Origin of the sequence: Paenibacillus sp. ClWae2A, from assembly GCF_032452295.1 — a bacterium.
Taxonomy (GTDB): domain Bacteria; phylum Bacillota; class Bacilli; order Paenibacillales; family Paenibacillaceae; genus Paenibacillus.
In genome coordinates this window covers 148,333-164,189 of sequence record NZ_JAULSQ010000012.1, presented here as the reverse complement: position 1 = coordinate 164,189, position 15,857 = coordinate 148,333, and the positions used below count along the sequence as shown (strand labels likewise).

Below are 15,857 nucleotides of genomic sequence, written 5' to 3'. Positions count from 1 at the left end.
AGAGAGACATGACCACATACTTGAAGAGATACTGGCAACTGTATGCGCTAATTTCACTACCCCTTATTTATTTTATCATTTTCCGATACGGACCAATGTACGGTGTGCAGATCGCTTTTAAAGACTTTAACCTGTTTCAAGGTATTAACGGTAGTGAATGGATCGGTTTTGATGCTTTTCGCGAGGTATTTGCAATGCCGGATTTCTACACTACGCTACGTAACACATTTATGCTGAATTTTCTTGATCTGATCGTTTCATTCCCTGCTCCAATCATTCTGGCCATTATGCTCTATGAGGTAAGGTTTAAATGGTTTAAGAAAATTTCACAGACCATTTTGTACATTCCTCACTTTATCTCCTGGGTTATCATCGGGGGAATTGTATACCAATTGTTTGGTAATCAATCCGGTATGGTAAACGGTATTCTGGAAAGTATGGGCCTAAATTCAATTCCGTTTTTGACAGAGAAAAACCCGTGGCTTGTTACTTACCTGTTCACAGGTGTGTGGCAAAGTGCTGGGTGGGGAACCATTCTATATCTGGCTGCATTAACCGGCGTTAACAAGGAATTGTTCGAGGCAGCTGAGATTGATGGTGCAACGCGGCTGAAGAGAATCTGGCATATTACACTGCCAAGTATTAAACCAACCATTGTAACCTTGCTTATCCTTAATCTCGGAAATATGGTCAGCATCGGTTTTGACCGGCCTTATGTTATTGGTAATACGGCTGTTCGTGAATATTCCGATGTACTCAGTACCTTTGTATACAGAATGGGTATACAGTCTGGACAGTATACACTTGCAACGGTTGTCGGCTTATTCCAGGCTGTTGTCGGATTGATCTTTGTACTCGGCTCAAACTATATCTCGAAGAAAACAACCGGTGAAGGAATACTGTAATTTTAGGAAAATAACAAAATTTGTTACATTTGGTTTGTTGAACGTATAGACCATCAGTAAAGGAGTTGTGCGCAGATGAGTGACCGCACCTCGAACCGGATTTTTGATATTGTCAATGTCTCCTTTATCACCTTGTTTGTTATATTCTGTCTTGCTCCGTTTCTGCACACGATTGCGATATCGCTAAGTTCGAACCGGGCCATTACATCAGGTGAAGTAACCATCTTTCCAAAGGAATTTAACTGGGATGCATATGGGCAAGTATTTTCGGATCATTCCATGATCTATTCACTAGGCTTCACCACGGTTCTTACGATAGCTACGACAGCGCTGTGCATGTTGTTTACCATTGCTGCAGCGTACCCGCTCACGAAGAAAAAATTAAAAGGTCGTAAACTGTTTATGTACGTCATCATCATCACCATGTTCTTCAGCGGAGGGATTATTCCCGAATATTTGCTGATTCGTGACCTGCATTTGCTGAATTCCGTTTGGGCTTTGATTCTACCAGGATTAGTGAGTCCGTTTAACTTGATTATCCTGATCTCCTTCTTCCGCGGCATTCCTGAAAGTCTGGAAGAATCCGCTGAGATTGATGGAAGTTCACATGTGCACACGCTCTTTAAAATCATTTTGCCGCTATCTATGCCAGTAATTGCTACACTTTCTCTGTTTTATGCGGTTGGACGCTGGAATGGCTTCCAGGATTCCCTGATGTACATCACTGATCCGAAGTTATATCCATTGCAACTGAAGCTCTATCAAATGGTACAGAACAACATGATAAGTGAGCTTACATTGCTTGAAGGTGCAAGCCGTACAAGATTAACGCCAGAAAGTCTCAAAGCTGCGACGGTTGTCTTTGCAACGGTGCCAATTTTGCTGGTATACCCATGGCTGCAAAAGTATTTCGTCAGCGGTGCCATGCTGGGAGCGGTTAAAGGATAATTTCGTAGTCCCCATACACGCTAAACATCACAATTGGGGAAGGAGAAGGAACGTAATATGCAGGGAAGAGATAAGGGAGAATACTCATTCTCGACATGCTGGAACATCAGGAGACATCCTGTAGGTGAGGACATGATTCGGGAGATCACAGCACTCGGTTTTCGCCGGGTAGAGCTTAACTACAATGTAACGAAGGATATGCTCGCAACGATTGAGCCGATGATCGAGCGCGGGGAGATTGGGGTGTCCAGTGTGCACAACACTTTTCCACATGACCCTGATCCCGATTATGGTACGGATTCCATCTTGCTCGGCTTCGAAGATGAAGTGAAACGTAAGCGGGCAATCGAATTGCTGGTAGAGTCGGCTGAATATGCCCAACGTTATGGGGGAGAAGCTGTTGTTGTACATCCTGGAGAGGTACCTTTTCCTGAGGATATCAGCAAAGACCTTGGAAAGATCTACAACGAGGAAGGTCCGGATTCACCGAAGTATCACAGCAAATGGGCTGAATTGATGGAGCGGCGGGAAGCTCTCAGTTCAGGATATGTGGAGAAAATTATCGCCAGTCTGGATGAGGTATGCAATCGGGCGGCAGCTAAAGGTCTGGATGTTCGTTTTGGTATCGAGACAAGATCCAGACCACAACAGATTCCTACCCTTGCCGAAGCCAAGACCATCATTGCTGCCCTCAAAGGGGCTCCGGTTGGTATCTGGTACGATACGGGTCATGCCATCATGATGGACCGAATGGGCCTTTATGACAGTGTGGGAGAAATGCAAGGTCTGATGGATGATATCGTAGGGGTCCATATCCATGAGACACTTGGTCTCTCGGATCACTGGTGCCCGTATGTACACAGTAAGGATATGAACTTCTATGATGCCTATCTGCCGATGATTCGTCGCGCACAGGTGAAGGTGTATGAGTTGAAGTCTGCCTGTAAGACAGAAGAGATCAATGAGAGTCATGACTTGCTTATGAAGAAGCTTGGAGTGACAGAGTAGGCGCGGTGAAGTGGGGAACAGTTTGCATGTTCACAGCATGTGTTTAATGACTGTTTCCGCAGTGACGGTGACCCATAAATAATGTAGTAAAACAAGCACAGATTTTCTAACGACTTTTGTAGAAATATGATATATACTGACGAGAAAAATGAACTCACCTACGGGCGGTATGAGTAGGCTTCCGGTCTGAATTGAAGGCACTGAAGCAACATACTCCGCACATCGGGAGAATGCATTGGTATGGAGGGGACTGCACATGTACAAACAACTGGTGGACAGTAATGACAGAGCGGTAGAAAGAGGCATATCCCGGCAGATGCTTGACCCGGAAAGCCGTTACTATGGAGGGACAATTGATCCCTTCACAGGTGTTGCCTGGGTCAACCATACGACTGGAACGCCCACGGATATGTGTTACTGGGGAGCTGCGCTCTCCAATCCGGACTCTATCTATTACCGGGATGAATCGTTGTTAAATCGACTGCTGTTAGCTACGGAATTTGTACTCCGCTTCCAGCATGAAGACGGTTCAATATCGCCTGGCTGGACCAATTACCATTCCCCTCCGGATACCGCATTTGTCGTTGTAGGGTATTCACAGTTGTATCAGCTTCTTCAGCAGCAAGAATGGGAGCCGCTTCAACCTGTATTGAACAATATGAGGCTGTTTCTGGAACGGACAATCCCAACCATGCTTACAGGAGGTTGTCATACGCCCAATCATCGCTGGGTGCTATGCGCGGCGCTTGGTTTCCTGCATGAAATATTTGATCTGGAGGAAGCTGTGCAGCGTGCAGAGCAGTGGATGGATGAAGGCATGGATATTACACCTGATGGGGAGTGGACAGAACGGAGCAATGGGATATACAGCGCAGTTAGCGACATCATGTTAATTCATGCTGCACGCCTGCTCAATCGTCCTGAACTGCTGGAACCAGTGAGGCTTAATCTCCGCATGATGGTGTATCTGGTCCACCCTACGGGTGAAATTGTTACAGATTATTCAGGGCGACAGGATCTGGGCAGTGTTCATGATCTGTCACCTTACTACCTGCCTTATGCCATTTTGGCGCGGCTGGATGATGATCCACTCTTTGCTGGCATGGCAGCTTGGGCGGGCGATACACTGACAGATCCGGGTGTATGCTCGGTGAATACGCTTATTCGATTAATGCTTGAGCCGGAGCTTCAGCAGACAAATGACGCACGTGATTCATTACCGGAACAGTATGAGGTCATGCTGAATGAACATTTTGTACGGGGAGAATATCTGGAGCAGATGGACGCAGTAGGGCATCACGGACAGATATCTCACAGTCGGATGCATACGGATTTTGGTGCTCCCGTAGCCCGAATTCGGGATGGCGCTACTAGCGTGACAGTGATGACAGAAGTTCCTTCCTTCTTCGCTCTTCGTCATGGCAAGGTGCGTCTGCTGGCGGTACAACTGGCCTCTTACTTTAATCCAGGGTATGTCCCTATGCAGCAAATGACCAGATCAACTGCAGGGTATCGACTGACTGGTGAGCAGAAAAAAGGCTACTACGGTCCAATCCCTGCGAACCTGCTGCCAGAATCGGCTGCATCAGATATAAGTCCATGGTATTTGCTACCTCATCAGAGTCGTCAGCTTACTCATGAGCAGACCTTCCGTGTAGGAGCAGAATTACAGCCAACGGAAAACGGATGGAACATGCATCTATCTGGACAGGAGCCGGAAGACATTATGATGCAACTATCCTTTGTATTCGGAAGCGAAGGTGAACTGACCTGTGAGGACGCAATTGAAACGAGTGAGGGTCACTACTTGTGGAAAGGCGGTACATTACGCTATACCTGCGGAGAAGACTGGCTGGAGATCACCGGGGGCGAGCTGGGGCATCTGGCTGCAACGGTACGTGAGGCAAAACTGCCGGACAAGTGTAAGGTTGTGCTGGTCAATTTTATGACACCGTTTGATAAAACCCTTCATATTTCACTTTCTCCTTCGATGGCGTTGAAGATCTAAATCTATTGAATCTTTAAAAGCTATAACAGTTAGAAGACCGAGCCTTTGGGCTCGGTCTTCTTTTTTTACGAATGACTGCAATTATCGTTCTAAAATGATATTCCCACTGTCGAGCTCAGTTCAGTAATGTATGAACTATTATCATTTCAGTTGCTCTAACGCAGTTTCGATTGGTTTAGTGAACAGAGGAGTATCTTTGGTTTTGCTCCAGTAAACGATAAGAACATTTCCTTTCTCATATAGAAAAGGGAATGTTGTGAATTGGGCGCTTTCCATGTGTTTATTGAATTCTTTTGTCCCGTTGATGCGATCCTTTTCAGAATTGAAAATATAAAAATGTATAAATTCAGGGTTATACGGATCTTCTTTCACTGGCGCTTCAACGGAGTACACCTCAGGTACAACATCATTTAATTTCAAAGGATACCCGGTTATACCAAAGGACACTAAATCCAGTTCTTGAGACTCGAGCGCTTTCAGTACATTATCTAATGTGAAATTATTTTCTTTGTTTTCTATATCTTTTGAACATCCATTCAAAGCAAACAAGCATATTAAGATGAATACAATTGGTTTTATACTCGAAATCATCAATATAACATCTCCTTAAAATAATAATGAAGTGCCTTTATTTGTATAATTACATACGCAAATAATAGTTGAGGGTCAGAGCCAATGTACGTTGTTTGATTGCATTTAATGGAGATAAACCACTCAAAAGGACAATAAGGATAATAATACCACAAAAGCGCACTTATCTTTATCATAAACAAACCGAATTCAGATAGACGTCCCGTAACCGACAAGAATGGACTAATGCAATACTGCAAAGAGATTCTGTGGCAAGTGAGTTTAAGAGTCTCTAGGCAAAGACGGGTTCCCCTTGAATAAACAATGCTCCAAGGTGATAGGTTTCCGCAAATGGAATATCACCTTCTTTTGCATTTTTTTCATAAACGACATGAAACTACATATTGAGAAGTGGGCCTTAAGATGTGGTATACTGAAGAGTATGAATGAAATGCAAAGAGGAGGTGCCTTGGAAGATGAAGGGCAAGCTAGTGCGGGCTGAGGGACACCTTGCCAATATTATACCGATTCACTTGGATGCTTCTTTCTTCTTTGAAAGAGCTGTCCGCTCGCTGGACCGTAATCATGTCGACAAGGCATTAAAATATTTTCGCAAAGCTGTTGAATACGAACCGGAAAATCCGGTAAATCATTGTAATATGGCGGGTATATTATCGGAGAAGGGGGATTACGAAGCCTCCAATGCCATTCTGGCTAACGTGCTGGAAGTGGTAGATCCGTCGATGACGGAATGTTATTTTTATATGGCGAACAATTATGCAAATATGGATCGGTTTGAGGAAGCCGAGCAAGCACTTGTTACCTATCTGGAGGAGGACACCCAAGGTCAGTTCATGACGGAAGCCGAAGAGATGATGGAGCTTCTGTATTATGAGCTGGATCGTCCGACCAAACTGAATCGAATCAAATCACGCAAAGGTGTAGTGGAGCACGATCAGGCACGGGAACTGCTGGAAGAAGGGAAATTTGCACAGGCTGCTGAATTGCTCGAAGGCATGTCTTCTGATTATCCTGATTACTTGGCTGCCCGTAACAATCTGGCACTCGCCTACTATTATATGGGTCTGTTTCCCAAAGCAAAAGAGACTATTGCCGAAGTGCTTGAACAAGAACCAGGTAATCTGCATGCACTCTGTAATCTGGCCATTTTCCATCAAAATGAGAACCGGGCTGATCAAGTGCTGCTTCTGATCAAAAAATTGCGGGTCATCGTGCCATTCCAGCACGAACAAGTCTACAAACTGGCAACAACGATGGGAATTCTGGGCCAACACGATACGGCTTATGTTCACTTCCGGCGTTTGCTCAAGGACCAAGAGACAGCTGCTGATCCGGCACTTGCTCATTATGCAGCGGTGGCGGCTTATAATACAGAACGTTATGATGCTGCTGAGCGTTTATGGCATCATGTGTCCAAACTTGATCCGGGTTCCGAAGTATCCCGGTATTATCTGTCAGGTCTTGAGGCTGTAAGACAAGGCGAGCAAGAGCCAGAGAAGCTGAGCTATCACTATCATCTGCCATTTGATGAGCAGTTCAGACAGTGGGAGAACTATGGTAGTGGCATACCTGAAGAAATGAAGAATGATCCCCTGATTCGTTCCTCGTTCTTCTGGGCATTGCGTCATGGTGATCGGGCAACCAAGCTACAGGTTATTCATGCGCTTGGGATGATCGGTGATTATGAGGTGCAGCAGGCACTGCAATCTTTCATTGAAGAGCCTGGAGAAGAACAGGATCTGCTTGAGGCAGCACAAGCTGTACTGAACGGATTGAAATCGGCTGAACATGAGGATCGAAATTCTCAGGTGGTTCGACCCTTTTCTCCTGTAGCCTTGAAGTCTATTGGGAAGGTTCCATCCACATCAGAGCAATCGGACACTGGTTCAACCTCCCATTGGCAGGCTGTTGTTGATCGTGCGTTACAGATGTCTGAAGCAAAGGCTGAGTTGCAGCAAGAGATGGAACGGCTCTGGACGGATTATGTATCCCGGGTACATCCGGAGGTTCCGGGTACGAAGCAGATTGAGGGTTGGGCTGCAGGACTTGAATATTTGGCAGCCAAGAATCACAGTCGGCCCGTTACCTATCAAAGCATTGCTGAGCGGTATGGGATATCGGCATCAACGGTTAGCAAGTATGCTAAACAGATTCATTCGGTGTGTAACAGCAATCCACCACTTGTATAGAAAGTTGGCCCTCACTCGTTTTCAGAAAGACATCATCAGGTGAAGGATACAACAACCGGGAAAACGGGTAAACTTAACGAATGGGCCTCGTAAACGCCTGTAGGATATCATCTTGGCAAGTTCATCGCTAGTACAACACATTCTCACCTTAATTAAGGAGGCTGTATCTATATGTCTAAATACAGAACGATTGTGATCGGAACGGGACCTGCGGGTCTTACAGCAGCGATATATCTGGCTCGTGCTAATCTGAACCCACTGGTTATCGAAGGTCTTCAGCCGGGTGGTCAATTGACGACGACAACGGAAGTTGAGAATTTCCCCGGTTTCCCGCAAGGTATCATGGGTCCTGAACTGATGGACAATATGCGTAAGCAAGCTGAACGTTTTGGGGCGGAATTCAAAAACGGTTGGGTGGAAGAGGTTGATTTCAGCAAACCGCCCTTCAAGGTCAAAGTTGGAGGAATCGGTGAGCTGGAAGCTGAATCGATCATTATCTCCACAGGTGCATCCGCTCGTTATCTCGGTATTCCGGGCGAGCAGGAAAATGTGGGACGTGGTGTAAGTACATGCGCGACATGTGACGGCTTCTTCTTCCGAGGCAAAAAAATCGTGGTCGTGGGCGGTGGAGACTCCGCGATGGAGGAAGCGAGTTTCCTGACTCGTTTTGCAACAGACGTGACATTGGTTCACCGCCGGGATGAATTACGTGCATCCAAGATTATGCAGGATCGGGCTCGCAGCAATGAAAAGGTGAAGTGGGCGCTGAACCGTACTCCACTCGAGGTCGTACCTGAAGCGCTGGGTGTCAAAGGGCTGAAGGTGCGCAACAACGAGACGGGGCAGGAAGAGTTGCTCGAAGCAGATGGCGTATTCGTTGCCATTGGTCACACACCGAATACCGGATTCCTGGGTAATGCGATCGCACTGGACGAACATGGCTATGTTGTCGTTAAACCGGGAACAACGGAGACCAATATTCCGGGTGTATTCGCCTGTGGTGATGTTCAGGATACGAAGTATCGTCAAGCCATTACAGCTGCAGGATCCGGATGTATGGCCGCCATGGATTGTGAGAAGTTCCTTGAAGGAAGCATTGTCCATGATTGGAGCGAAACGTTGGATAAATAAGCATTTCGTGCATGTAGTTAGGCATATGTTAGAAATAAGAGACAACGGGAAGTCTCATGAAATGAGAGAAGCCGGAAGGCTTCTCTTTTTTTGAAACTACAGTGGGCATGAGTTCGTATACATATGGGGCATATTAGCTGTGAGGTGAAGATTTTGGGGGAAATGATAAAAGATTGGTTACAGAATGCGACAGTGAGACGATTTTTGATCCTGCTCTTGTTCTGTTTAATTTTGTTCAGTATGGGGAGTATGCTGCACATGATTCTGCTGTTGTTCCTGGTGACGTATGTCATGAACAGGTTACAGCATTTCATTACAGGTGGTTTGAATCGGTTATTTCCGATCAATTATAAAGTTGTGGTCATCCTGCTCTATATGATTGTGATCGCAGTCATTGTGCTGGGCATTTCCAGATATTCACCACGGATCGTGGATCAGGTCGTTCAGTTGACGAACGAGATTATGAAATTTCTGGATAGTGCAGACGGTGATAATTTTGCATCCAAAATTGCGGGTTATCTTCAATCCTTCGATATTAAAAATTACACCAATGATGCATTGAAATATATTTTCGCTTTGAGCAAATGGCTGGAGTTTATTCTGCTCGTTATCATTCTGAGTCTGTTCTTCTTATTGCAGAAGCAGGAGATATCCAAGTTCACGTCCAAGTTCAAAACAAGTAAAATTGGATGGTTCTACAATGAAGTTGCTTATCTGGGAGACAAGTTCGTGTCTTCTTTTGGTAAAGTCATTGAGGCACAGCTTCTTATTGCGGTGTTTAATACGGTGCTGACGATACTGGGCTTATGGATTCTGGGTTTCCCGTATCTGTTCGCTCTGACCATTCTGGTGTTCATGCTCAGTCTGGTTCCCGTTGCGGGGGTTATCATCTCACTTGTGCCGCTCTGTCTGATTGGGTATCAGATGGGTGGACTGAAATTAAGCATTATTGTGATCATCATGATTATTGTTATTCATGCCTTGGAGACGTACTTCCTGAATCCAAAACTGATGGCACACAAGACCAAATTGCCAATGTTCTACACCTTTATCGTACTGATTCTGTCGCAACACTTCCTGGGGATCTGGGGACTGATCATTGGTATTCCAATCTTTGTCTTCCTGCTCGATATTCTGGATGTGAACAAGATGGAGAAGACAGAAGAACCGGTACGTGTGGAATCGAAGTTATAACGTAAGAAAATCAACTAAGTTTAACCTGATTCTACAACTTCAGATTTTTATAAAAGTAAAGGCGCCTTCTATATGTGGAAGGCGTTTTTTTGTTGGCAATACCGCCACTGGATAGCATTCTGCGTAAGAATGACAGGTGGCGGGGTGCATAAGACGAGTCACCACTCTGAGGGGGCGAAGATCATCTTTTATGAATGGAACGAGTGAAGATGCAATATCATGAGTTGAGGCTTCCTCTGATATGGAGGAAGGAATAAAGCGTGCGTTAATAAATGAAGGTATTAAGGATGTATACGTATTCAAAAATGCTATGTGATGTAGTTCACAATCCTGGTGAAGCATGGTGTATCCAAGGTCTTATCGTCTTGACCCAGGCGTATCCTTCAATTATAGTTGGTACGTAGGACTTAAACTATTTTAGATAGATAAAGGTGGCTTGCAGCATGTCTGAGAAAATCTACGTTGGGGTCGATCTCGGCGGAACAGCAATCAAAGTCGGTATATGCGATGAACAAGGTCAGCTAATGCATACGTATGAAGGACCGACTGAAGTGGATAAGGGCGTAGACACGGTCATCGCCAACATCGAGAAGTATGTCCGACATATCGTAGCCGAATCACCTTACAGTTGGGAACAGCTTGAGGGTGTAGGTGCTGGAGTGGCCGGTTTCACGAATGTACGCGAGGGAATTATCGTTCATGCCCCTAACATTGGATTTCGGAATGTGGCCATTCGTTCGATTCTGGAAGAACGTCTGGGCAAGCCAATCAAAATAGATAACGATGCAAACGTGGCTGCACTGGGTGAAGTATGGGCAGGCGCTGGCAAAGGCGTAGACAATTGCGTATGTTATACACTCGGTACAGGCGTTGGCGGAGGTTTGATCTTGAATGGTAACATCTATCAGGGTTTCTCCGGAATGGCGGGAGAACTGGGTCATATCAGTGTTGTACCTGATCTGGAGGCCATCAAGTGCGGTTGTGGTAAAATGGGATGTGTTGAAACAGTTTCGTCTGCAACGGGTATTATTCGTATGGCGAAGGATGCAGTAGAGCGCGGTGATCACACGTCACTGGCACTCGTCGACAAGATTGCAGCCAAAGAAGTATTTGATGCTGCCAAGGCAGGCGATGAAGTGGCACAGCGCATTGTAAACCGTGCGGCCTTTTACCTGGGCAAGTCCATGGCTACTGTAGCGGCTGTCATTAACCCGGAGATGTTCATCATTGGTGGTGGCGTATCCAAAGCAGGCAATTTCTTGTTCGATGAAATACGTACGGTATTTGCTAAGCTGACACCGGAACCACTGCAAGAAGGGGTTCAAATTCTGGAAGCTACACTTGGTAATAATGCAGGTATTGTGGGTGCAGCAGGTCTTCTCTTGCGTTCCTAGTAACCTCGTAACAATATATGGAGACAGCAATATGATAAGGAGGGGACATTTATGCTTGAAGGTGAAGGCTCACCAGGCACAGGCGCCACGCTCATTATCATTACGGGCATGTCCGGAGCAGGTAAAACCATTGCAGTACAAAGCCTGGAGGATCTGGGTTTCTTCTGTGTGGATAATCTGCCGCCGGTATTGATTCCAAAATTTGCGGAACTAATTGAACAGTCAAACGGCAAGATTGGTAAGGTTGCATTGGTTATCGATCTGCGCGGGCGTGAATTCTTTACGGCTCTGTCCGAGTCTTTGAACTATATTAAAGATCATTTTACCATTCATTGCGAAATTTTATTCCTGGATGCTACAGATTCTGTACTTGTTCAGCGTTACAAAGAAAGCAGGCGCAGACATCCTCTGGCTCCTGAGGGCATGCCGCTGGACGGCATCCGACTGGAACGCAAGATGTTGGAGGAACTCAAAAACTCCGCGACTCAGGTGCTGAATACAAGTACAATGAAGCCTGCCCAACTGAAAGAACGCATCATATCCCGCTTTTCTCATCTGGAAAGCCAAATGCTGTCGGTGAATATTACGTCGTTCGGATTCAAGTATGGCATTCCGATTGATGCTGATCTGGTGTTTGATGTACGTTTTTTACCGAATCCGCATTATATTGATCATTTGCGACCGAATACGGGGCAGAATAGTGATGTGTACGAATATGTTATGAAATGGCCAGAGACACAGGCGTTTCTGACCAAGCTGCTGGATATGCTGCATTTCCTGATTCCGCAATACCGGAAGGAAGGCAAAAGCCAGGTTATTATTGGAATCGGCTGTACCGGAGGCAAGCATCGTTCGGTAGCAATATCGGAATATTTGGGCAAGATGTTGGGAAGCAGCGAGACAGAAGCTGTCACCGTGAGCCATCGCGACGCTGACCGGGACCGTCATTGAAGAGGGTGAAGGGATGAAAGAGGCCGGACCACGAAGAGAACGTCCGAGAATAGTTGTAATGGGCGGCGGAACCGGATTATCCGTGATGCTGCGCGGTTTGAAAGAAAAGCCGCTGGATATCACGGCCATCGTCACGGTTGCAGATGACGGTGGAAGTTCAGGCATCCTGCGCAATGAGCTACAGATGCCGCCTCCGGGCGACATTCGCAACGTGCTTACGGCACTGGCTGATGTAGAACCATTGCTTTCAGATATGTTGAAGTACCGTTTCAATACAGGCGCGGGGCTTGCAGGCCACAGCTTGGGAAATTTGATTCTGGCTGCAATGACGGATATTTCGGGCGACTTTGTGACCGCAGTGCGGGAACTTAGCCGCGTGTTTGCCGTTCGAGGTGAGGTATTGCCAGCCGCAGGCCAGGCCGTTGTGTTGCATGCCGAGATGGAAGATGGGACAATTATTACAGGTGAGTCCAAAATCCCTGAGGCAGGTGGACGCATCAAACGTGTTTTCCTTGAACCGGATCACGTGGAGCCGTTGCCAGAGGCAGTAGAGGCCATTCGTCAAGCTGACGCCATTCTGATCGGGCCAGGCAGCCTCTATACAAGCATCCTTCCCAATCTGCTCGTACCTAAGCTTGCTGAAGCTGTGGTAGAGGCTGATGCGGTGAAGATGTTTATCTGTAATGTTATGACTCAGCCGGGAGAAACGGATAACTATACGGTAAGTGACCACCTTAAGGCGGTACACGAGCATATAGGTCATCAACTATTCGACTATGTTATCGTAAATAATGGTGATATTCCGCTGCAAGTGCAGAATAAGTATGCGGAAAAAGGAGCAAAACCGGTTGTACTGGATATGAATGTACTCGAAAGTGCTGGCTATCAGGTGGTTGCAGATACCCTTGTTCTGTTCAAAACCTATCTGCGTCATGATGCCGACAAGTTAAGTCATCACATCTACCAACTGGTACAAAATTGGATGTTACGGAAGAGGTGAAGTCCCATGTCGTTTGCAGCACAGACCAAAAAAGAATTAACCATGATCGAGAGCGAACCGTGCTGCGAAAAGGCGGAACTTTCAGCCCTCATCCGTATGCTTGGTGCAGTGCAGTTATCGAATAAAAAAGTGATCTTGGATATTTCGACGGAGAATGCCGCCATTGCAAGACGGGCATACTCTCTGCTTAAAAAGCATTTTCAAGTGCATACGGAATTACTGGTCCGCAAAAAAATGCGGCTGAAAAAGAACAATGTATATATTGTTCGTATTCCAACCATGGTACAGGAGATTCTCAATAGTCTTCATATTGTATCGGAAGGTTTTCTGTTTACGCCGGGGATTAATACGGAGTTATTTCAGCAGAACTGTTGTAAACGTGCCTATCTTCGCGGTGCATTTCTGGCCGGTGGATCGGTCAATAATCCGGAAGGTTCCTCGTACCATCTGGAGATTGCGTCCATGTATGAAGAGCACTGTCAGGCACTGGTTGACCTGGCCAATGAATTTCATCTGAATGCCCGGTGTATAGAACGGAAAAAAGGATTCATCCTATACATTAAGGAAGGCGAGAAAATCATTGAGCTGCTCAGCATCATTGGTGCTCATCAGGCCTTGTTCAAGTTTGAAGATGTACGAATTATGCGCGACATGCGTAACTCCGTTAACCGAATTGTCAATTGTGAAACCGCCAACCTGAACAAAACAATTGGAGCCGCGGTAAGACAAATCGATAATATCCGGTTGTTGCAAAAGGAAGTTGGTCTGGAATCGTTGCCTGAGAAACTTCGCGAGGTAGCGGAGGTTCGACTCGCTCATCCAGATATCAATTTGAAGGAAGTGGGCGAACTCCTCAAAGGTACAGTTAGCAAGTCGGGAGTGAACCATCGGCTTCGTAAAATTGATGAGCTGGCTGAGAAAGTGCGCACAGAACGTTATGGTTAAGACGGAGTAGGGTAAAGTAACAAGGTCGGCTGTTTCTGCTGAACAGAAAGGTCGGGAAAGTCAACCGTTAAGGATCTAGGGGACTTACTTAGGTCATTGGATGCGCTGTGCAAAAGATGAAATAGGGCAAGATAATGTCCGTCAAAGTACCCTGAGTTTTTTCTTCTAGTGTCCTGCACGGGTTAATGGTATAATGTTGTATAAATATAATTGTGTATTTAATGTCCAGATTTCATAATAGGGGGTAAGTTTCCATGACAAAGCACCCGGTAGTTGTCCGTTTGAAAACGGGTCTCCATGCCAGACCTGCGGCACTGTTCGTTCAAGAAGCGAATAAGTACTCGTCTGAAGTGTTCGTCGAGAAGGACGACAAAAAAGTTAATGCAAAAAGTATCATGGGGATCATGAGCCTTGCAATTAGCACAGGTACGGAAATCCAGATTAGTGCAGAAGGCGCGGATGCCGAACAGGCTGTAAACGCTTTAGTTAGTCTGGTAAGCAAGGAAGAGCTCGAAAACCAATAAGATATGATCAATCCAATGAAGAAGTCCCGAAAGGGGCTTTTTTGCGTTATTGACGTATTTGCTATCGTCAAGTGCAACATTATGGAATTTGTCCCGTCTGTTAAGGTATCAAATCGATTAAAGTTTGAGATGTTAACACATAAGGAGGCTATCGTGATGGGTAAACAATGGATGAAACCGTTTGGTGCGGTGCTGGTGGCAAGTACGTTGCTTGTTGGAGGAACAGCATGGGTTGCACCAGGTAACTATGCTTACGCTGCAGAGGTTCAGGGAGTACAACAGAATGTGATTAATGTTGTGGGTAAAGGTGAGATTCAGGTGAAGCCTGATATCGCTTATCTGTCCATTGGTGTGAACAGTACTGCAGAGACAGCTGCATCTGCTCAAAAAGCGAATGCTGCGAAAGTTCAAAAGGTATCCAACTTGCTGAAAAATACTTGGAAGATCAGTGCAGACGACATTCAAACGAGTCAGTTCTCTGTACAACCCAACTATACGTATAGCGAAAAAGACGGACAACAGATTAAAGGATATACAGCGCATCATACGCTGACTGTCACATATCGTGAGATGGATAAGATCGGCGAGTTGCTCGATGCTGCTTCGGGGGCAGGTGCCAACAACATTGAAAACGTGCGCTTTACTGTAGAAAATCCGGAAAGTTATGAGTCCCAAGTGATTGAGAAAGCTGTTGCCAATGCAGATGTGAAAGCAGGCGCCATTGCAAAAGCAGTTAAACGTCAACTGGGTGCTGTTCTTTCCGTGAGCCAGGGTGATGCCAATGTGCCTGTATTCTATGCAAGTGAGGCGCTGATGTCCAAAGCACAAGATACAGCAGGTGGCACTGAGATTGAAACAGGCCAAGTTAAAGTTAGCACAATCCTGAATATCACGTATGAAATGAAATAAACAAGATAGAACTAAAGATTGTAAACTCAAGAACCTTTTTAAGTGTCATTTGAAGGGTACAACGAAATAATGACAAAGACTTTGTCCTGTGGACAGAGTCTTTTTTTGTTGGAAAAGCAAACTTTGATGAAGTTATATAGAAGGGTACCTTTTTGAAGCA

14 protein-coding genes are annotated in these 15,857 nt (G+C 45.7%); 13 read left to right on the top strand and 1 reads right to left on the bottom strand.

What is annotated here, in order from left to right:
* Positions 1-8: 8 nt before the first annotated feature.
* From QVE09_RS25730 to QVE09_RS25715, 4 genes are all read left to right on the top strand, one after another.
* Positions 9-905, top strand: a complete 897-nt coding sequence (locus QVE09_RS25730) for an ABC transporter permease (protein ID WP_074092961.1) — start codon at positions 9-11, stop codon at positions 903-905.
* A 75-nt stretch (positions 906-980) separates the two neighbouring features.
* A complete protein-coding gene (locus QVE09_RS25725) occupies positions 981-1,853 on the top strand; it encodes a carbohydrate ABC transporter permease (protein WP_315939108.1) in 873 nt (290 codons plus the stop codon).
* Positions 1,854-1,910: 57 nt separating this feature from the next.
* Complete coding sequence (locus QVE09_RS25720) at positions 1,911-2,861, top strand: sugar phosphate isomerase/epimerase family protein (RefSeq protein ID WP_315939107.1); 951 nt, start codon at positions 1,911-1,913, stop codon at positions 2,859-2,861.
* A 256-nt stretch (positions 2,862-3,117) separates the two neighbouring features.
* Positions 3,118-4,869: a hypothetical protein gene (locus QVE09_RS25715; RefSeq protein ID WP_315939106.1), complete on the top strand. Its 1,752-nt coding sequence runs from the start codon at positions 3,118-3,120 to the stop codon at positions 4,867-4,869.
* A 141-nt stretch (positions 4,870-5,010) separates the two neighbouring features.
* Here QVE09_RS25715 and QVE09_RS25710 read toward each other — a convergent pair whose 3' ends face one another.
* Positions 5,011-5,460: a hypothetical protein gene (locus QVE09_RS25710; protein WP_315939105.1), complete on the bottom strand. Its 450-nt coding sequence runs from the start codon at positions 5,458-5,460 to the stop codon at positions 5,011-5,013.
* Positions 5,461-5,915: 455 nt separating this feature from the next.
* Between QVE09_RS25710 and QVE09_RS25705 the strand changes: the two genes are divergently transcribed.
* The 9 genes from QVE09_RS25705 to QVE09_RS25665 all read left to right on the top strand — a co-directional run bounded on the left by QVE09_RS25705 (position 5,916) and on the right by QVE09_RS25665 (position 15,697).
* Positions 5,916-7,649, top strand: a complete 1,734-nt coding sequence (locus tag QVE09_RS25705) for a tetratricopeptide repeat protein (protein ID WP_315939104.1) — start codon at positions 5,916-5,918, stop codon at positions 7,647-7,649.
* A gap of 171 nt (positions 7,650-7,820) precedes the next feature.
* Positions 7,821-8,780 carry a thioredoxin-disulfide reductase gene (trxB, locus tag QVE09_RS25700; protein WP_315939103.1) on the top strand — a complete coding sequence of 320 codons (960 nt, stop codon included), beginning with the start codon at positions 7,821-7,823 and terminating at the stop codon, positions 8,778-8,780.
* A 123-nt stretch (positions 8,781-8,903) separates the two neighbouring features.
* Positions 8,904-9,974 carry an AI-2E family transporter gene (locus QVE09_RS25695; RefSeq protein WP_315939102.1) on the top strand — a complete coding sequence of 357 codons (1,071 nt, stop codon included), beginning with the start codon at positions 8,904-8,906 and terminating at the stop codon, positions 9,972-9,974.
* Positions 9,975-10,417: 443 nt separating this feature from the next.
* Positions 10,418-11,368, top strand: coding sequence for an ROK family glucokinase (locus QVE09_RS25690; protein ID WP_062837749.1), 951 nt, complete (start codon positions 10,418-10,420; stop codon positions 11,366-11,368).
* 51 nt (positions 11,369-11,419) lie between these two features.
* Positions 11,420-12,319: an RNase adapter RapZ gene (gene rapZ / locus QVE09_RS25685; protein ID WP_017691251.1), complete on the top strand. Its 900-nt coding sequence runs from the start codon at positions 11,420-11,422 to the stop codon at positions 12,317-12,319.
* A gap of 13 nt (positions 12,320-12,332) precedes the next feature.
* Entirely contained in the window at positions 12,333-13,319 is a 987-nt protein-coding gene (locus QVE09_RS25680; RefSeq protein ID WP_017691250.1) for a gluconeogenesis factor YvcK family protein, read from the top strand.
* A gap of 6 nt (positions 13,320-13,325) precedes the next feature.
* Positions 13,326-14,264, top strand: coding sequence for a DNA-binding protein WhiA (gene whiA / locus QVE09_RS25675; RefSeq protein ID WP_091038642.1), 939 nt, complete (start codon positions 13,326-13,328; stop codon positions 14,262-14,264).
* A gap of 254 nt (positions 14,265-14,518) precedes the next feature.
* On the top strand, positions 14,519-14,788 hold the full coding sequence (locus QVE09_RS25670; RefSeq protein ID WP_017691248.1) for an HPr family phosphocarrier protein: 270 nt from the start codon (positions 14,519-14,521) through the stop codon (positions 14,786-14,788).
* Between the two features lie 156 nt (positions 14,789-14,944).
* On the top strand, positions 14,945-15,697 hold the full coding sequence (locus tag QVE09_RS25665; RefSeq protein WP_074092967.1) for an SIMPL domain-containing protein: 753 nt from the start codon (positions 14,945-14,947) through the stop codon (positions 15,695-15,697).
* Positions 15,698-15,857 lie beyond the last annotated feature (160 nt).